Source organism: Cupriavidus phytohabitans, assembly GCF_000426345.1.
Taxonomy (GTDB): Bacteria; Pseudomonadota; Gammaproteobacteria; order Burkholderiales; family Burkholderiaceae; genus Cupriavidus.
In genome coordinates this window covers 125,884-145,029 of sequence record NZ_AUFE01000005.1, presented here as the reverse complement: position 1 = coordinate 145,029, position 19,146 = coordinate 125,884, and the positions used below count along the sequence as shown (strand labels likewise).

The 19,146-nt window shown below is 67.4% G+C and carries 15 protein-coding genes; 7 read left to right on the top strand and 8 right to left on the bottom strand.

The features are described 5' to 3' along the window. Positions 1-33: 33 nt before the first annotated feature. Positions 34-2,382 (bottom strand): UvrD-helicase domain-containing protein, encoded by a 2,349-nt coding sequence (locus tag K309_RS0105760; RefSeq protein ID WP_029045531.1) that lies wholly within the window; start codon positions 2,380-2,382, stop codon positions 34-36. 269 nt (positions 2,383-2,651) lie between these two features. Between K309_RS0105760 and K309_RS0105755 the strand changes: the two genes are divergently transcribed. Together K309_RS0105755 and galU are read left to right on the top strand one after the other, a co-directional pair. Further along, positions 2,652-5,519 carry a valine--tRNA ligase gene (locus K309_RS0105755; protein ID WP_029045530.1) on the top strand — a complete coding sequence of 956 codons (2,868 nt, stop codon included), beginning with the start codon at positions 2,652-2,654 and terminating at the stop codon, positions 5,517-5,519. 122 nt (positions 5,520-5,641) lie between these two features. After that, on the top strand, positions 5,642-6,532 hold the full coding sequence (galU, locus tag K309_RS0105750) for a UTP--glucose-1-phosphate uridylyltransferase GalU (protein WP_029045529.1): 891 nt from the start codon (positions 5,642-5,644) through the stop codon (positions 6,530-6,532). A gap of 63 nt (positions 6,533-6,595) precedes the next feature. Here galU and K309_RS0105745 read toward each other — a convergent pair whose 3' ends face one another. From K309_RS0105745 to K309_RS0105720, 6 genes are all read right to left on the bottom strand, one after another. Next, positions 6,596-6,823, bottom strand: coding sequence for a sulfurtransferase TusA family protein (locus tag K309_RS0105745; protein ID WP_029045528.1), 228 nt, complete (start codon positions 6,821-6,823; stop codon positions 6,596-6,598). 28 nt (positions 6,824-6,851) lie between these two features. After that, positions 6,852-7,436, bottom strand: coding sequence for an NUDIX domain-containing protein (locus tag K309_RS0105740; RefSeq protein WP_029045527.1), 585 nt, complete (start codon positions 7,434-7,436; stop codon positions 6,852-6,854). Between the two features lie 50 nt (positions 7,437-7,486). Beyond that, entirely contained in the window at positions 7,487-8,530 is a 1,044-nt protein-coding gene (locus tag K309_RS0105735) for a threonine aldolase family protein (RefSeq protein WP_029045526.1), read from the bottom strand. Between the two features lie 22 nt (positions 8,531-8,552). Then, a complete protein-coding gene (locus K309_RS0105730) occupies positions 8,553-8,741 on the bottom strand; it encodes a 4-oxalocrotonate tautomerase (protein ID WP_029045525.1) in 189 nt (62 codons plus the stop codon). 53 nt (positions 8,742-8,794) lie between these two features. Further along, positions 8,795-9,571 (bottom strand): class II aldolase/adducin family protein, encoded by a 777-nt coding sequence (locus tag K309_RS0105725; RefSeq protein WP_029045524.1) that lies wholly within the window; start codon positions 9,569-9,571, stop codon positions 8,795-8,797. Positions 9,572-9,710: 139 nt separating this feature from the next. Continuing rightward, complete coding sequence (locus tag K309_RS0105720) at positions 9,711-10,973, bottom strand: YbfB/YjiJ family MFS transporter (RefSeq protein WP_029045523.1); 1,263 nt, start codon at positions 10,971-10,973, stop codon at positions 9,711-9,713. Positions 10,974-11,114: 141 nt separating this feature from the next. Between K309_RS0105720 and K309_RS0105715 the strand changes: the two genes are divergently transcribed. The 3 genes from K309_RS0105715 to K309_RS0105705 all read left to right on the top strand — a co-directional run bounded on the left by K309_RS0105715 (position 11,115) and on the right by K309_RS0105705 (position 14,342). Further along, a complete protein-coding gene (locus K309_RS0105715) occupies positions 11,115-12,011 on the top strand; it encodes a LysR family transcriptional regulator (RefSeq protein WP_029045522.1) in 897 nt (298 codons plus the stop codon). Between the two features lie 94 nt (positions 12,012-12,105). Beyond that, positions 12,106-13,575: an NfeD family protein gene (locus K309_RS0105710; protein WP_029045521.1), complete on the top strand. Its 1,470-nt coding sequence runs from the start codon at positions 12,106-12,108 to the stop codon at positions 13,573-13,575. 2 nt (positions 13,576-13,577) lie between these two features. Next, positions 13,578-14,342 (top strand): slipin family protein, encoded by a 765-nt coding sequence (locus K309_RS0105705; protein WP_029045520.1) that lies wholly within the window; start codon positions 13,578-13,580, stop codon positions 14,340-14,342. A gap of 60 nt (positions 14,343-14,402) precedes the next feature. Here the strand turns inward: K309_RS0105705 and alaS are convergent, their stop codons facing one another. Then, entirely contained in the window at positions 14,403-17,036 is a 2,634-nt protein-coding gene (gene alaS, locus K309_RS0105700; RefSeq protein ID WP_029045519.1) for an alanine--tRNA ligase, read from the bottom strand. Positions 17,037-17,343: 307 nt separating this feature from the next. On the opposite strand from alaS, the gene K309_RS0105695 reads away from it, so the two are divergent. Further along, positions 17,344-18,564: a CaiB/BaiF CoA transferase family protein gene (locus tag K309_RS0105695; RefSeq protein WP_029045518.1), complete on the top strand. Its 1,221-nt coding sequence runs from the start codon at positions 17,344-17,346 to the stop codon at positions 18,562-18,564. Between the two features lie 126 nt (positions 18,565-18,690). Then, entirely contained in the window at positions 18,691-19,146 is a 456-nt protein-coding gene (locus tag K309_RS0105690) for a DUF2214 family protein (protein WP_029045517.1), read from the top strand.

Below are 19,146 nucleotides of genomic sequence, written 5' to 3'. Positions count from 1 at the left end.
GCCCGCAAGCGGCGCCGGCCCGGCCGGCGCCGCTCAGTCGATCGCGTCCAGCTTCGCCACCGACAGCGCCAGCCACTTGGCGCCGTGGCGCTTGAACTTGATATTGGCGCGGGCGTCGTTGCCTTCGCCCTCCAGCGCGGTGATCACGCCTTCGCCGAACTTGTTGTGGAACACCGACTGGCCCACGCGCAAGCCGGTGCCAGCCTCGCGCTTGGCGTCGGCGTAGCCGTTGCCCTTGTCCATGCCGCCGGTCGGGCGCGTGCCAGTGTAGGGAACATCCTCCGGCTTGCGGAACCAGTCGCGGCCCCAGGCGTTGTCGCGTTCCTGGCGGCGCACGCCGCCGTAGCCCTGCACCGCGGGCGTCAGCCACTTGAGCGCGCCTTCCGGCAGTTCCTCGAAGAAGCGCGAGCGGACGTGGTACTTGGTCTGGCCGTGCAGCACGCGGCTCTGCGCGAACGACAGGAACAGGCGCTCGCGCGCACGCGTGATCGCCACGTACATCAGGCGGCGTTCTTCCTCCAGCCCGTCGGGGTCCATCATGCTGTTCTCGTGCGGGAACAGCCCTTCTTCCAGCCCGGTGATAAAGACCACGTCGAACTCCAGCCCCTTGGCCGCGTGCACCGTCATCATCTGCACCGCGTCCTGCCCGGCCTGGGCCTGGTTGTCGCCGGCCTCCAGCGAGGCATGCGTCAGGAACGCGACCAGCGGCGTCATCACCACCGGCAGCGCCTCGGGGTCGAGCACCTGCTGGGACTGGTCGCCGTCGGCGAGCACCGGCGTGGCGGGGGCACGGTCCGCGGGGATCACCGCGGCGAGCGCGTCCAGCCCATAGCCTTCTTCCACCACGAAGGCCTGCGCGGCGGTCACCAGTTCCTGCAAGTTCTCGATGCGGTCCTGGCCTTCCTTCTCGCCCTGGTAGTGGGTGATCAGGCCGCTGGTGTTGATCATGTACTCGACGGTCTCGGCCAGCGTCATGCGGCGGGTGTCGTCGCGCATCTTGTCGATCAGGCGCGTGAAGGCGGCGAGCTTGCTGCCGGCCGCGCCGGGCACGTAGGCCACGGCCTCGGACAGCGCGCAGTCGTACTGGCGCGCCATGTCCTGCAGCACCTCCAGCGAACGCGCGCCGATGCCGCGCGCCGGGAAGTTGACCACGCGGCCGAAGGCGGCATCGTTGCGCGGGTTCTCCAGCAGCTGCATATACGCCAGCGCGTGCTTGATTTCGGCGCGTTCGAAGAAGCGCAGGCCGCCATAAACGCGGTACGGGATGCCGGCGGAGAACAGCGCGTGTTCGATCACGCGCGACTGGGCGTTGCTGCGGTACAGGATGGCGATCTCGGCGCGGCTGGCGCCCTGCGCGATCTGGTCGCGGATTTCCTCGATGATCCAGCCCGCTTCCTGGCCGTCGGAGCCGGCCTGGTACACGCGCACCGGCTCGCCGTGGCCGGCGTCGGTGCGCAGGTTCTTGCCGAGGCGGCGCGCGTTGTGCGAGATCAGGTGGTTGGCCGAATCCAGGATGTGCCCGTGCGAGCGGTAGTTCTGCTCCAGCTTGATCAGCCGGCGCACGCGGAACTCATGCTCGAAGTCGCGCATGTTGCCGACGTTGGCGCCGCGGAAGGCGTAGATGCTCTGGTCGTCGTCGCCCACGGCAAAGACCGCGGCCGGGTTCTGCGTGCCGTGGCCGGCCAGCAGCTTGAGCCACTGGTACTGCAGCACGTTGGTGTCCTGGAACTCATCGACCAGCACGTGGCGGAAGCGGTGCTGGTAGTGCTGGCGGATCGCGTCGTTGTAGCGCAGCAGCTCGTAGCAGCGCAGCAGCAGTTCGGCAAAGTCGACCACGCCCTCGCGCTGGCACTGTATGTCGTAGGCGGCGTAGAGGTCGACGAAGCGCTTGTTGAAGTCGTCGTTGGCCTCGACATCGGCCGGGCGCAGCCCCTGCTCCTTGGCGTTGTTGATGAAGTACTGCAGGTTCTTGGCCGGGTACTTCTCATCGTCGACGTTGAGCGACTTGAGCAGGCGCTTCAGTGCCGAAAGCTGGTCCTGGCTGTCCAGGATGGCGAAGGTCTGCGGCAGGCCGGCGTCGCGGAAATGCGCGCGCAGCATGCGGTTGCACAGGCCGTGGAAGGTGCCGATCCACATGCCGCGGGTGTTGATCGGCAGCATCGACTGCAGCCGCGTCTGCATTTCCTTGGAGGCCTTGTTGGTGAAGGTCACCGCCAGGATGCCCGCCGGCGAGACCCGGCCGTTCTGCAGCAGCCAGGCGATGCGCGTGGTCAGCACGCGGGTCTTGCCGCTGCCCGCGCCAGCCAGGATCAGCGCCGGCTCGTCAGGCAGGGTGACGGCGGCAAGTTGTTCGGCATTGAGGTTGGCGAGCAGGTCGGACATCGGAGGGGCCTTGTGGAATGGCGCCAATTATACCGATGGGCCCTGTCCGATCCGTCACATCCGAGAGGCGGAAACTGCCCCGCATGCGGACGCGCGCCGGCCCTGGCCAGCCTTTCCCGGCCGGGGCCGCTGTCCGCAAAATAGGCAGCGACCGGCCCGCCCCCGTATAATTTGGGGTTTCACTGGCGCCAAGGCCGCCAGGCGCAGGCTGCCGCACCCCCGCTGCGCCTTGCGACGCATCCAGACGCCAACATCGACATCCTCCCAGCATGACCGCCCAAGACCAATCGCTTGCCAAGAGCTTCGAACCCGCCGCCATCGAGGCGAAATGGGGCCCCGAGTGGGAGAGCCGCGGCATCGCCAAGCCGACCTTCGATCCTGCCCGCCCGGACTTCGCGATCCAGCTGCCGCCGCCGAATGTGACCGGCACGCTGCACATGGGCCATGCCTTCAACCAGACCATCATGGACGGCCTGGCGCGCCATGCGCGCATGCTGGGCGCCAATACGCTGTGGGTGCCGGGCACCGACCACGCCGGCATCGCCACCCAGATCGTGGTGGAGCGCCAGCTGGAGGGCCAGGGCGTGTCGCGCCATGACCTCGGCCGCGAGAAGTTCACCGAGAAGGTGTGGGCCTGGAAGGAAGAATCGGGCTCGACCATCACCCGCCAGGTGCGGCGCATGGGCGCGTCGATCGACTGGAGCCGCGAGTACTTCACCATGTCGCCGGAGATGTCGAAGGCGGTGACCGAAGTGTTCGTGCGCCTGTACGAGCAGGGCCTGATCTACCGCGGCAAGCGCCTGGTCAACTGGGACCCGGTGCTGGGCACCGCCGTGTCGGACCTGGAAGTCGACAGCGTGGAGGAAGAAGGCTCGCTGTGGCATATCCGCTATCCGCTGGTCGAGGCTGACGCCAAGGGCGGCCTGACCCACCTGACCGTGGCCACCACCCGTCCGGAAACCATGCTGGGCGACGTGGCCGTGATGGTCCACCCGGAAGACGAGCGCTACGCGCACCTGATCGGCAAGTCCGTGCACCTGCCGCTGACCGGCCGCCAGATCCCGGTGATCGCCGACGAATACGTCGACCGCGAGTTCGGCACCGGCGTGGTCAAGGTGACCCCGGGCCACGACTTCAACGACTACGCCGTCGGCCAGCGCCACAACCTGCCGCAGCTGTCGATCCTGACGCTGGACGCGAAGATCGTTGCCGACGCGCCGGCCGCCTACGCCGGCCTGGACCGCTTCGACGCGCGCAAGGCCATCGTGGACGACCTGGAAAAGCAAGGCCTGCTGGCCGAGGTCAAGAAGCACAAGCTGATGACCCCGCGCAGCGAACGCACCGGCAGCGCGATCGAGCCGATGCTGACCGACCAGTGGTTCGTCGCCATGAGCAAGCCGGCGCCGGAAGGCACCTTCTACCCCGGCCGCTCGATCGCCGAGGTGGCGCTGGAAGCCGTGCAGAGTGGCGAGATCAAGCTGGTGCCCGAGAACTGGATCAGCACCTACAACCAGTGGCTGGGCAATATCCAGGATTGGTGTATTTCCCGCCAGCTGTGGTGGGGCCACCAGATCCCGGCGTGGTATGACGATGCCGGCAACTGCTTCGTCGGCCGTACCGAAGAGGAAGCGCTCGCCAAGGCCAAGGCCGCGGGCAGCACCGGTGCGCTGCGCCGCGAGGAAGACGTGCTCGACACCTGGTTCTCGTCGGCGCTGGTGCCCTTCTCCTCGCTGGGCTGGCCCGAGGAAACGCCTGAGCTGAAGCACTTCCTGCCGTCGTCGGTGCTGGTCACGGGCTACGACATCATCTTCTTCTGGGTGGCGCGCATGGTCATGATGACCAAGCACTTCACCGGCAAGGTGCCCTTCCATACCGTCTACGTGCACGGCCTGGTGCGCGATTCGGAAGGCAAGAAGATGAGCAAGTCCGAGGGCAACACGCTCGACCCGGTGGACCTGATCGACGGCATCGACCTCGATACGCTGCTGAAAAAGCGCACCACCGGCCTGCGCCGCCCCAAGGACGCGCCCAAGATCGAGAAGAAGACGAAGAAGGAGTTCCCCGAGGGCATTCCCGCCTTCGGCGCCGATGCCCTGCGCTTTACCTTCGCCTCGCTGGCCACACTGGGCCGCAACATCAACTTCGATACCGGCCGCTGCGAAGGCTACCGCAACTTCTGCAACAAGCTGTGGAACGCGACCCGCTTCGTGCTGATGAACACCGAGGGCCACGACTGCGGCATGGGCCCGTGCAACAACGACTGCGGCCCGGACGGCTACCTGCACTTCTCGCAGGCCGACCGCTGGATCGTGTCGCTGCTGCAGCGCGTGGAGGCCGAGGTCGAGAAGGGCTTTGCCGAGTACCGCTTCGACAATGTCGCCAACGCGATCTACAAGTTCGTCTGGGACGAGTATTGCGACTGGTACCTGGAACTGGCCAAGGTGCAGATCCAGACCGGCACCGAGGCTCAGCAGCGCGCCACCCGCCGCACGCTGCTGCGCGTGCTCGAGACCGTGCTGCGCCTGGCGCACCCGATCATCCCGTTCATCACCGAAGAGCTGTGGCAGAAGGTGGCCCCGCTGGCCGGGCGCGCCAAGGGCGACGGCGGCGAGACCATCTCCATGCAGTCCTACCCGCTGCCGGCCGTCGCCAAGATCGACGAGGACGCCGAGCAATGGGTCGCGCGCCTGAAGGAAGTGGTCGACGCGTGCCGCAACCTGCGTGGCGAGATGAACATCTCGCCGGCGCAGCGCATCCCGCTCTATGCCGAAGGCGACAGCGAATTCCTGAAGGCGGCCAGCGCACATATCCAGGCGCTGGCGAAACTTTCCGAGGTTCGCGTCTTCGAAGACGAGAGCACCCTGCAGGCCGAAGGCGCAGGTGCGCCGGTCGCCATTGCCGGCGGCAACCACCTGCTGCTGAAGATCGAAATCGACGTCGCCGCCGAGCGCGCGCGCCTGTCGAAGGAGGTCGAACGCATCGCTGCAGAGATCGGCAAGTGCCGCGGCAAGCTCTCCAATGAAAGCTTTGTCGCCAAGGCGCCGCCCGCCGTGGTGGCGCAAGAGACGCAACGACTCGCTGATTTCGAGCAAACGCTGGCCAAGCTGCAGGGCCAGCTGCAGCGGCTGCCGGCATGACCGGCAGCCGATGACGCCCCTGCCAGTCTGGTTTCCGTCCGGCGGCGTCGGACGGAACCGGACAGACGGCGCCGGTAATGGCTGGCAGGGTTATGAACCAGCATCTGAGAGGTACACCTGATATGGAAAATCGCGTCACCAAGGCCGTCTTCCCGGTCGCGGGCCTGGGCACCCGCTTCCTGCCAGCCACCAAGGCCAGCCCGAAGGAAATGCTGCCGGTGGTGGACAAGCCGCTGATCCAGTACGCCGTGGAAGAAGCCATGGCCGCCGGCATTACCGAGATGATTTTCGTCACCGGCCGCTCCAAGCGCGCCATCGAGGATCATTTCGACAAGGCCTTCGAGCTGGAAGTCGAACTCGAAGCCAAGAACAAGCAGGCGCTGCTGGACGTAGTGCGCTCGATCAAGCCCGCCAACGTGGAGTGCTACTACGTGCGCCAGCCCGAGGCACTGGGCCTGGGCCACGCGGTGCTGTGCGCGGCCAAGCTGGTCGGCAACACGCCGTTCGCGATCATGCTGGCCGATGACCTGATCGACGGCAACCCGCCGGTGATGAAGCAGATGGTGGACGCCTACAACCACTACAACTGCTCGGTGCTGGGCGTCGAGGAAATCACGCCGGAGCAAAGCCGTTCCTACGGCGTGATCGATGGCCGCGAATGGGATGAAGGCGTGATCAAGGTATCGGGCATCGTGGAAAAACCCGCTCCGGAAGACGCCCCGTCCAACCTGGGCGTGGTTGGCCGCTACATCCTGACGCCGCGCATCTTCGACCACCTGCGCGAGCTGAAGCCCGGCGCCGGCGGCGAGTTCCAGCTGACCGACGCGATCCAGTCGCTGCTGGGCCAGGAGCAGGTGCTGGCCTACCGCTACCAGGGGCGCCGCTATGACTGCGGCAGCAAGCTGGGCTACCTGAAGGCGACGGTCGAGTTTGCGCTGAAGCACCCGGAAGTGGGCGCCGAATTCAGCGCCTACCTGGAGTCGCGCGAGCACCTGACGCGACCGAACAGCTGAGCGTTCGCCTCGCCCCAAAAGAAAAAGCCGCTCGAAAGCGGCTTTTTCTTTCTCTTCCTTCGATCAACGGCGGCGCATGTAGAACACGAACACCTTGTCGACTTCGGAATGCGACAGCAGCTCGTTGCCGGTCTGCTTGGCAAAGGCCTGGAAATCGCGCGTCGCGCCGGGATCGGTCGCCAGCACTTTCAGCACTTCGCCGCTGGCCATGTCGGCCAGCGCCTTCTTGGTGCGCAGGATCGGCAGCGGGCAGTTCAGGCCGCGCGCATCCACTTCTTTCTGGAACTCCATTCGTCTCTTCCTTCGGTTTCTGAGGCTGTTACCAGCGGTATTGTAGCGAAGCCCCGACCTGGCTGAAGTCATGCGGGCGGCGCGGATCCGGAATATCCTCGCCGGTCTGCCGGTCGAAGAAGCGCACCGGGTAGCCGCGCGCGGCCAGCCAGTCGGCCACGGCGAAGCCGGTGCCTGCCGACCACACGCGCACGTCCTCGGGCGCCACCAGCTTGTATTCGGCCAGTTCCTCGGACAGCTCGACTGTGCCGGTCGCCTTGACGTGGTACGCGATGATCAGCTCGTTCTTGCGCATGAACTCGTAGACGCCGATCAGCGAGACCGACTCGGTATCGAGGTTGGTCTCTTCCTTCAGTTCACGCGCCACGCCCAGTTCGGGCGGCTCGTCGCGCTCCAGGAACCCTGTCACCAGCGCAAACATCTGCTGCGGCCAGGCGGCGTTGCGCGCCAGCAGCAGCTTGTCCTGGTACTCCACCACCGCGGCCAGCACCGGCAGCGGATTGTTCCAGTGCACGAAGCCGCATTCATGCTGCACGCAGGCGTGGCGTTCGCGCCCGGACAGCGGCAGCACCTCGAGCGGCGCGCCGCATTGCGGGCAGAATCGGTATTGCATTTGGTGGCTCCTGTAGGGGTCTCGTTATCAGTATGATCGCGCTGCCGTGTTCAGGCACCCATTGAGGCACCACATGCGGCGCGCATGTCGGCGGCCAGCGCCTCTACGGTCTGCGGCTGCAGGTCCCACGAACACATGAAGCGGCAGCCGCCGGCGCCGATGAAGGTATAGAAGCGCCAGCCCCTGGCGCGCAGCGCCTCGATCGCCGGCAGCGGCAGCTCGGCAAAGACGGCATTGGACTGCGTCGGGAACATGATGCGCACGCCGGGGATATCGGCAATGCGCTGCTGCAGCAGTTGCGCCATCGCGTTGGCATGGCGCGCGTTGGCCAGCCACACATCGTTCTCGAGCAGGCCCAGCCATGGCGCCGAGATAAACCGCATCTTCGACGCCAGCTGCCCGGCCTGCTTGACACGGTAGGCAAAGTCCTCGGCCAGGCGGCGGTCGAAGAACACCACCGCCTCGCCCACCGGCAGGCCGTTCTTGGTGCCGCCGAAGCACAGCACGTCGACGCCCGCGCGCCAGGTGATCTCGGACGGATGCACGCCCAGATACGCCACCGCATTGGCAAAGCGCGCGCCGTCCATATGCACGCGCAGCTGCCGGCGCTTGGCGATCGCGGCGATCGCGCGCACTTCCTCCACGCTGTACACCGTGCCGACCTCGGTCGACTGCGTCAGCGACACCACCTTGGGCTTGGGGTAATGGATATCCGAGCGGCGCGTCACCAGCGCCTCGATCGCATCGGGCGTGAGCTTGCCGTCCTCGCCCGGCGCGGTCAGCAGCTTGGAGCCGTTGGAGAAGAACTCCGGGCCGCCGCACTCGTCGGTCTCGATATGCGCCAGCTCGTGGCAGATCACCGAGTGGTACGACTGGCACAGCGCCGACAGCGCCAGCGAGTTGGCCGCCGTGCCGTTGAACACGAAGAACACTTCGCAATCGGTCTGGAACAGGTCACGGATGCGGTCGCAGACCTTCTGTGTCCAGCTGTCGTCGCCATAGGCCTGCTCATGGCCGCTGGCATTGGCTTCCAGGAAGTATTTGAGCGATTCCGGGCAGAAGCCGGCGTAGTTGTCGGAGGCGAAGTGCTGCATGGTGTTCAGGCCGTTCAGTGCCTTACTTCTTGTCGGCCCACAGCTCGCCGCCGGTAGCCCAGTTCTCGCGCTTGACATCCGTGATGATGATGTCGACCGCCGAGGCCGAACAGCCCAGCGTCTCGCAGGTGACGCGCGTCACTTCCTCGACGAACTTGCGCTTCTGATCGATGGTACGGCCCTCAAACATTTCAACGTGGAAAGTCGGCATGCAATGCTCCTTGTGATGATTGGTGTTCTGGAAATTCGCCGGGGACGCGGAAATCAGTCCCGGTAGGAAGGATCGATTCTATCGAGTTTGCGCAGCAACGCGGGCCACTCCATCACGCCCTCGACCGCGCCGTTGTCGAACAGTTGCTCGGATGTCTTGTGCGCGACCGCGTCATCCGGCTGCACCAGCGCGCCGCCCGCCTGCGCGGCGATCTGGATTTCGCAGGCCTTGACCAGCGTCGCCATCAGAACGTAGGCCTCGGCCACGGTGCGGCCGACGGTCAGCGTGCCATGGTTGCGCAACAGCATGGCGGGGTGCTCGCCCAACGACGCGGTCAGCCGCCCGCCTTCGGCCGGGCTGAAAGCCAGACCCTCGTAGTCGTGATAGGCGATGCGGCCGTAAAAGCGCATCGCGTGCTGCGACAGCGGCAGCAGGCCGGCGGCCTGCGCCGACACCGCGATGCCGGCGGTGTTATGCAGGTGCATCACGCACATCGCGTCGGGCCGGGCCGCGTGCACGGCGGCATGCAGCGCGAAGCCGGTGACGTTGACCGGGTGCACCGTCTCGCCGACGACCTCGCCGCGGCCGTTGATCTTGACCAGGTCGCCGGCGCGGATCTCGTCGAAGGCAAAGCCGAACGGGTTGATCAGGAAGTGGTCGGGCTCACCGGGCACGGTGGCGGAGATATGGGTGTAGATCAGGTCATCCCAGCCCTCGCGCGCAGCCAGCCGGTAGGCTGCGGCAAGGTCGACGCGCACGCGCTGCTCGTCGGCGGAGACAGGCTGCGGGGAGGCGCCCGCGGCACGCGCGGGCTGCAAGGCAAAAGACATGGGGCTCGCTCCTGCGCCGCCCGGTCTCGCGTGCCGGGATCGGCCCCGGCCTTCCGTGCTGCGCCACGGGCTGCGGCGCACGCGCGGCAGCCGCGATGCGTGGCGCGTCAGGCGGCAAAAGCGATACTGTAGCGCACCTTCACGATCCGCTCCGTGCGGGCGCCAGCGGCCAGGCGCGGCGCATCCAGGCAAACACCAGCGCACCCGCCAGCAGCGACGCCGCCGCGCATGCCAGCGAGCTGGCGAAGCCGCCCGTGCGCGCCACCAGCGCGGTCGCCAGCGGCGGTCCGGCGATCTGGCCAAGGCCGTACGACGCGGTCATCAGCCCCATCAGCCGCGGCGCGTGCGGGCCCCACAGCCGCCGGGCCTCGCGCATGGCGAAGGCCACCAGCGCGGTGAACGGCAGGCCGGCCAGCAGGCTGCTCAGCGCGAACCCGGCCACCGTCGGCCACAGCACCGCGATCGCCACCCCCAGCGCCTGCATGCCGTAGGAGAGCGTCAGCAGCTTGCGGCTGTCGTGGGCCATGCTCACCCGCGTCGCCAGCAAGGCGCCGAGCGCCACGCCGGCGCCGAAGATCGGCCAGAACAGGTCGGCCCAGACCGTGCCCGGCAGCGCTTCGCGCGCGATCACCGGCAGGAAGGTGGCGGTGATGATGTAGCCGAAGCCGGCCAGGCCGTAGGCCAGCGTCAGGGCCCAGGTCTGGGCGTCGAGGCGCGCGGCGGCAGTGGCTGGCGGCGCTGCGCCAGGTGCCTGGCTGGCGTCCGTGGCCATCGGGGTGGACACGAGGATGCGCCACACCGGCGCCACCAGCACCGCGGCCAGCACGGTGAAGGCCAGCCAGCCATGGTCGGCATGCCAGCCCACGCCAACCATGCCGGAGGCGCCCAGGCCCGTGGCGACGATGCCCAGCCCCGGGCCGCAGAAGATCAGCCCGCCCAGTTCCGGCGTGCCCAGTTCGGCCAGCCGCTGCAGGCACCAGCCGGCGGTATAGACCATCACCACCGCGCTGACCACGCCAGCGGCGAAGCGCCACAGCGACCACACCGGCATGCCGCCCGGCAGCGCCATCCCCAGCGTCAGCAGCACCGTCGCCACCAGGCCCCAGCGCACCATGCGCACGGCGTCGGGGCGGATAAACAGGCACAGCGCGGCGCCAAGGAAGTAGCCGATGTAGTTGACCGTCGCCAGCCAGCCGCCCTGATGGAGGTTGACGATACCGTCGTGCAGCATCATCGGCAGCAGAGGTGTAAAGGCGAAGCGGCCGATTCCCATCACCACCGCCAGCGACACCAGGCCGGCCATCGCTACCGCCACCGGACCAGCGTGACGCATCTGCGCGGCCGGTATCGGGCTGGCCGCGCCGGCGGCCTGGTCGGGGTCGAGGCTGTTGAGCTTGGACATTGGCTCTGGCTGTTGGGGCAGCGGTTGCATTGCGGTCCCTGTATGCTACGCTGTGCAAACCATCCCGAAAAATGAATTATGTAGATGCAATGCATTCTGAGTCGAGATGGATGTCGGATTCACGCTCCGGAGCCAGTGGCCATGGACCTTGCCGCACTTGAAATCTTCCGAGCCGTCGTCGAAGCCGGCGGCATCACCCGCGCTGCCGAGCGGCTGCACCGGGTGCAATCCAATGTCACCACGCGCGTCCGTCAGCTGGAGCAGTCGCTAGGGGTCGAGCTGTTCGTGCGCGACGGCCGGCGCATGGTTCTGACGCCGGCGGGACAGACCCTGTTCGACTACGCCTGCCGCATCCTGCAGCTGACCGAGGAGGCGCGCCAGGCGGTGCTGCCGGCACGGCCGAGCGGCCGCCTGCGCATCGCCTCGATGGAAAGCACCGCCGCCAGCCGGCTGCCCAATGTGCTGGCGGCGTATCACCAGGCGTGGCCCGAGGTGCAGCTCGAGCTGGTGACGCTGGCGACACGGCAGGCGCTCGATGCACTGGCGCGCTTCGAGGTCGATTGCGCCTTTGTCGCCGAGCCGATATCCGAACCCGGACTGGAGGCCATTCCGGCCTTCGAGGAAGAGCTGGTGGTGATCGCGCGTGCGGGCCATCGCCCGATCCACGCCTCCGCCGACCTGGAAGTGCCGACGCTGCTGGCGTTCGAACCAGGCTGCAACTACCGCGCGCGGGTCGAGGCCTGGTATGCCGGCGGCGCAAGCGCGCCGCCGCCCCGCGTGCTGGAGCTGGGCTCCTACCATGCCATCGTCGCGTGCGCGGCGGCCGGCATCGGCGCCGCGATCGTGCCACGTTCGGTGCTGAGCCTTTACCGGGACCTGCCCGCCATCAGCCAGCACAGCCTGGGCCGCGCGGGCCGTGTGCGCACCATGCTGGCCTGGCATCCGGCCATGGCCGGCGCCGCATTGCATGCGCTGGCCGACATGCTGCCCGCTCCCGCGCCGAGGCCGCGGGGCGAGGCCGGACTCGCCGCCGCCTGAATCGGCCGTCACGCATCGCCGCCATACAAGATGTGCCCGGTGGCCTACACTGAAAGTGGCGCCACCCCGGCACCCTGCGTGCCCCGCCCTTGCGATGAAACCTGTCACCGCGCCCATGCGGGCGATTCGGCTGCTGGCCGGCCTTGTATTGGCGTGCAGCGCTGCATTGGCCGTCGGCTTCGCCGCCCTGCATGCGCGGGCCGCACCCGCTTCCGCTCCTGCGCCCGCCGCCACGGCCACCGCGCCGGTCTACGTGATCCCGCTCAAAGGCGCGGTCAGCCCGGCCAGCGCGAGCTTTATCGTGCGCGGCATGGCGCGTGCCCGCGAGGCTGGCGCGCAGCTGGTGGTACTGGAGATGGACACCCCGGGCGGGCTCGATGCCTCGATGCGCGAAATCATCCAGGCGGTCCTGGCGTCACCGGTGCCGGTGGCCAGCTACGTCTATCCGGGCGGGGCACGCGCAGCCAGCGCGGGCACCTACATCCTCTACGCCAGCCACATCGCGGCCATGGCGCCGGGCACCAACCTGGGCGCGGCCAGCCCGGTGCAGATCGGCATCGGCGGGCCGCAGAAGCCGGACGCCCTGCCGGGCGCGACGCCCGCCTCGGCGCCCTCCAGCGAACCGGCCGCGGCCGACACCATGGCCCGCAAGCAGATGCACGATGCCTCGGCCTATATCCGCGGCCTGGCCCAGTTGCGCGGGCGCAATGTCGAATGGGCCGAGCGCGCCGTGCGCGAAGCCGTCAGCCTGTCGGCCGACGAAGCACTGGCACAGAAGGTGATCGACGTGGTCGCGCCAGACCTGCCGGCGCTGCTGCGCCAGGTCGAAGGCCGCAAGCTGGCCACCGCTGGCGGCAAGGCCAGCGAACTACGCACGCGTGATGCGCCGGTGGTGACGCTGGAACCTGACTGGCGCAACCGCTTCCTGGCCGTCATCACCGAGCCCAGCGTGGCGCTGATGCTGATGATGATCGGCATCTACGCGCTGATCTTCGAGTTCTCCACTCCCGGCATGGTGGTGCCCGGCATCGTCGGCGCGATCTGCCTGCTGCTGGCGCTGTTCGCGCTGCACATGCTGCCGGTCAACTATGCGGGGCTGGCGCTGGTGGTGCTCGGCATCGGCTGCATGGTGGCCGAGCTGTTCCTGCCGACCTTCGGCGCGCTGGGCGTCGGCGGCATCATCGCCTTTGCCTTCGGCGCGGTGATGCTGATCGACACCGACATGCCGGGCTTCGGCGTGCCGCTGTCGATGGTGGCGGCGCTGTCGGCGATGTCAGCGGTGTTCGTGTTCGGCATGTCGGCGCTGCTGCTGCGCTCGCGCAGGCGGCCGGTGGTCAGCGGCGCCGACACGCTGGTCGGCAGCCGCGGCGAACTGCTCGACGACATGCCTGGGGCACCCGGCCAGGAAGGCTGGGCCTCGGTGCGCGGCGAACGCTGGCGCGTGCGCAGCGCGAATCCGCTGGCGCGCGGCACGCCGGTGGTGGTGACCGCGCGGCATGGGCTGGTGCTCGAAGTGGTCGCCGCGCCCTCTTCTGCTCAATCGACTCCAGACAAGGGAGCTTGAACATGGCATTCGGATTCAGCTTCGGCGGTTTGATCTTCCTGCTGGCATTGCTCATCATCACGTCGTTCCGCGTGCTGCGCGAATACGAACGCGGCGTGGTCTTCATGCTTGGCCGCTTCTGGAAGGTGAAGGGCCCGGGCCTGGTGCTGATCATTCCCGCCGTGCAGCAGATGGTCCGGGTGGACCTGCGCACGGTGGTGATGGACGTGCCGCCGCAGGACGTGATCTCGCACGACAACGTTTCGGTCAAGGTGAACGCGGTGGTGTATTTCCGCGTGGTCGATCCGGAGCTGGCGATCATCCAGGTGGCGAACTTCCTCGAGGCGACCAGCCAGCTTGCACAGACCACACTGCGTGCGGTGCTCGGCAAGCACGAACTGGACGAGATGCTGGCCGAACGGGAAAAGCTCAACCTTGATATCCAGAAGGTGCTGGATGCGCAGACCGATGCGTGGGGGATCAAGGTCTCGAATGTCGAGATCAAGCACGTCGACCTGAACGAGTCCATGGTGCGCGCGATCGCGCGGCAGGCCGAAGCCGAGCGCGAGCGGCGCGCCAAGGTGATCCACGCCGAGGGCGAGCTGCAGGCATCCGAGAAACTGCTGGAAGCGGCGCAGATGCTCGCGCGGCAGCCGCAGGCGATGCAGCTGCGCTATATGCAGACGCTGACACAGATCGCCGGGGACAAGAGCTCGACGATCGTTTTTCCGATGCCGATCGATTTGTTGACGGTGTTGCGAAGTATTACGGAGAACACCAAGAAGTAGAAAAGCAGAAGGGGCGCCACTGGCGCCCCTTCCTCATCGGCTTGCGGTACGGTCAGGCCATCAGACCTTCGCCGCCACCCACTCGCTGACACCCGCCAGCGCCTGCGGCAGCTTGGCCGGCTCGGTGCCGCCGGCCTGCGCCATGTCCGGACGGCCGCCGCCCTTGCCGCCCACCTGCTGGGCGACAAAGTTGACCAGCTCGCCGGCCTTGACCTTGCCGGTCGCATCGGCGGTGACGCCGGCGATCAGGCTGACCTTGCCGTCGGCCACGGCCGCCAGCACGATCGCCGCGCTCTGCAGCTTGTCCTTGAGCTTGTCCATGGTCTCGCGCAGCGTCTTGACGTCGGCGCCGTCGAGCTGGGCAGCCAGCACTTTCAGGCCCTTGATGTCGACGGCCTGTGCCGCCAGCTCATCGCCCTGCGAAGCCGCCAGCTTGCTCTTCAGGCGCTCCAGCTCCTTCTCCAGCGCGCGCACCTGGTCCTGCACCTGGCCGATGCGCGGCACCAGCTCGGACGGCTGCGCCTTCAGCACGGCGGCGGCTTCATTCAGCTTCGCATCCAGGTTCTGCAGGTAGTGCAGCGCGTTGTCGCCGGTGATCGCTTCCACGCGGCGGATGCCGGCGGCCACGCCGCCTTCCACCACGATCTTGAACAGGCCAATGTCGCCGGTGCGGTGAACGTGCGTGCCGCCGCACAGTTCCTTCGAGGTGCCGATCGACAGCACGCGCACGTCGTCGGCGTACTTCTCGCCGAACAGCGCCATCGCGCCGCTCTTGACGGCGTCATCGAACGGCATGATCTCGGCGTGCGTATCTTCGTTGCGCAGGATCTCGGCGTTGACGATCTCTTCCACCCGGCGGATCTGGTCTTCGGTCAGCGCCGCGTTGTGCGAGAAGTCGAAGCGGGTCTTGTCCGCATCCACCAGCGAGCCCTTCTGCTGCACGTGCGTGCCCAGCACTTCGCGCAGGGCCTTGTGCATCAGGTGGGTGGCCGAGTGGTTGCGCACGGTGCGCGCGCGGCGCAGCGCGTCGACCTGGGCCGACACGGCGTCGCCCACCTTCAGCGCGCCGCCCGCCAGCGTGCCCTGGTGGCCGAACACGTCGGCCTGGACCTTGGTGGTATCGGCCACGGCGAAGACAGCACCATTGCCATTCGCGGCCTTCAGTACGCCCTGGTCGCCGGCCTGGCCGCCGGACTCGGCATAGAACGGGGTGTTGTCGAGCACCACCACGCCGGTCTGGCCCGGCTGCATGGCGTCGACTGCGGCGCCATCCACATACAGCGCGGTGACCGTTGCCTGCGGCAGTTCCAGCTTTTCGTAGCCATGGAACACGGTCTTGTCGCCCGTGTACTCCAGGCCGGCGGCCATCTTGAACTTGCCGGCGGCACGTGCCTGCTCGCGCTGGCGGCTCATGGCGGCGTCGAAAGCGGCTTCATCCACGCCGATTTCCTGCTCGCGGCACACGTCCTGCGTCAGGTCCAGCGGGAAGCCGAAGGTGTCGTGCAGCTTGAAGGCCAGTTCGCCGTCCAGCGTCTTGCCGCCCTTGAGCTTCAGCTCGGCCAGCGCGGCATCCAGGATCGACATGCCGTTCTCGATGGTCTCGAAGAAGCGCTCTTCCTCGGCCTTCAGCACTTCGGTCACGCGCGACTGGGCTTCGGCCAGTTCCGGATAGGCTTCGCCCATCTGCGCGACCAGGTCGGGCACCAGCTTGTGGAAGAACGGGGTCTTCTGGCCCAGCTTGTAGCCGTGGCGGATGGCGCGGCGCACGATGCGGCGCAGCACGTAGCCGCGGCCTTCGTTGCCGGGGATCACGCCGTCGACGATCAGGAACGAGCACGCGCGGATATGGTCGGCGATGACCTTCAGCGAGTTCTGGTTCAGGTTGTCGATATGCGTCTCGCGCGCGGCCGCCTTGATCAGTGCCTGGAACAGGTCGATCTCATAGTTGCTGTGCACGTGCTGCAGCACCGCGGCGATGCGCTCCAGACCCATGCCGGTGTCCACGCACGGCTTCGGCAGCGGCGTCATGTTGCCCTGCTCGTCGCGGTTGAACTGCATGAACACCAGGTTCCAGATCTCGATGTAGCGGTCGCCGTCTTCCTCCGGCGATCCCGGCGGGCCGCCCCACACGTCCGGGCCGTGGTCGTAGAAGATTTCCGAGCACGGGCCGCAGGGGCCGGTGTCGGCCATCTGCCAGAAGTTGTCCGAGGCGTAGCGCGCGCCCTTGTTGTCGCCGATGCGCACGATGCGCTCGGTCGGCACGCCCACTTCCCTGGCCCAGATGTCGTAGGCTTCGTCGTCTTCCGCGTAGACCGTCACCCACAGCTTCTCGGCCGGCAGCATGTAGGTCTTGGTCAGCAGTTCCCACGCGTACAGGATGGCGTCGCGCTTGAAGTAGTCGCCGAACGAGAAGTTGCCCAGCATCTCGAAGAACGTGTGGTGGCGGGCAGTGTAGCCCACGTTCTCCAGGTCGTTGTGCTTGCCGCCGGCGCGCACCGAACGCTGCGACGAGGTCGCGCGGGTGTACGGGCGCTTGTCGGTGCCCAGGAACACGTCCTTGAACTGCACCATGCCGGAATTGGTGAACAGCAGCGTCGGGTCGTTCGCCGGCACCAGGCTGGACGAGCGGACCACGGTATGGCCCTTCGATTCGAAGAACTGCAGGAACTTGCTGCGAATGTCTGAGACTTTCATGGGATGGCGGACGCTTCCGCGGCTGGGCCGGGCGCGACGAGTCAGTTTTGGATTTGCAAACCGTTGATTATACGGGCAAGGCAGCGCCAGCAGGGCATGCCGGGCAGGCCCGGCGCCATACCCCGGCACCGGCCGGCTATCGCCCAAATCAAATACTGAGGAGAGGCTTTTGCATCACCTCATGGCTTGCCTCGCCGGGCCCGGGTGATACAGTGCAGGCACCCCGCGCCGGCCCGTTGCGCGCCGCGGCGCCGGCAGCCGGTTTTCCGATCCTTCCCCGCACCACCTCAGAATTTCTTCTATCGCCATGGGAGCTTTAAGCCATCTCCGCGTGCTCGACCTGACCCGCGTCCTCGCCGGTCCCTGGTGCGCCCAGAACCTTGCCGACTTCGGCGCCGATGTGATCAAGATCGAGCGCCCCGGCGCCGGCGACGACACCCGCACCTGGGGCCCGCCCTGGCTCAAGGACGAAGACGGCCGCGACACCGCCGAGGCCGCCTACTACCTGGCCGCCAACCGCAACAAGCGCTCTGTCACCTGCGACATCAGCACGCCCGAGGGCCAGCAGATCGTGCGCGACCTGGCCGCGCAGAGCGACGTGGTGCTGGAGAACTACAAGGTCGGCCAGTTGAAGAAATATGGCCTGGACTACGACTCCCTGAAGCAGGTCAAGCCCGACCTGATCTACTGCTCGGTCACCGGCTTCGGCCAGACCGGCCCGTACGCCGCGCGCCCCGGCTATGACTTCATCATCCAGGGCATGGGCGGTTTCATGAGCCTGACCGGCGAGCGCGACGACCTGCCCGGCGGCGGCCCGCAGAAGGCAGGCGTAGCCATTTCCGACCTGATGACGGGCCAGTACGCCACCATCGCCGTGCTGGCGGCGCTGGCGCACCGCGACCGCACCGGCGAGGGCCAGTACATCGACATGGCGCTGCTCGACGTGCAGGTGGCCATGCTCGCCAACATGAACACCAACTACCTCGCCAGCGGCGAGGCGCCGCGCCGCTGGGGCAATGCGCACCCCAACATCGTGCCCTACCAGACCTTCCAGGCCGCCGACGGCTGGATCATCGTCGCGGTGGGCAACGACGGGCAGTTCCGCAAGTTCGTCGCCGACGGCGGCCAGCCCGAACTGGCCGACGACCCGCGCTTTGCCACGAACCCGCAGCGCGTGGCCAACCGCGACATCCTGGTGCCGATCCTGGCCGAGATGGTGCGCCCGCGCACCCGCGCGCAATGGATCCGCGACCTGGAAGCCGCGGGCGTGCCGTGCGGCCCGATCAACACGCTCGACGACGTGTTCGAGGACGACCAGGTCAAGGCGCGCGGCCTGCGCGTGGACCTGCCCCACCCCAGCGCCGGCGAGGTCAAGCTGGTCGGCAGCCCGATCAAGATGAGCGCGACGCCACCGCAGGCGCTGCGCCACCCGCCGCTGCTGGGCGAGCACACCGACACGGTGCTGGCCGGGACCCTGGGCTACAGCGCCGGGCAGATCGCCGCACTTCGCGCAAAAGGTGTGCTGTAAGATTCTCCTCCTGCCTGCGGCGGGCCAGCCCTGCCGCAAGTGCTTTCCGGAAGTTCAGTTCCCACTGAAGTACTTTCCCCGGGCCCGCGCCACCCGCGCTGGCCTGCGCAAAGCAAAGGAGAACCCATGCTGACCGACGCCATCCTGGCCTTCCTGCATTTCCTTGCGATCTTCGTGCTGATCACGCTGATGGCCGCCGAGGCCGTGGCGCTGCGCCCGGACCTCAACCCGGCCACCGTGCGGCGCCTGTCGCTGTACGACCTGTTCTATTTCCTGTCGGCGATGCTGGCACTGGCGACCGGCCTGCTGCGCCTGTTCTACGGCGCCAAGGGCGTCGACTTCTACCTGCACAACCCGTGGTTCCACGCCAAGATGGGCGTGTTCGTGCTGATCGCGCTGTGCTCGCTGCCGCCGACCTTTGCCATCGCGCGCTGGCGCAAGCAGGCGCGCAGGCTGCCCGATTACGTGCCGCCGCCGTCCGAGATCAAGGCGGCGCGGCGCTGGGTCATGATCGAATCGCATCTGGTGATCCTGCTGCCGCTGTGCGCCGTGATGATGGCGCGCGGCATCGGGGCCCGCTAG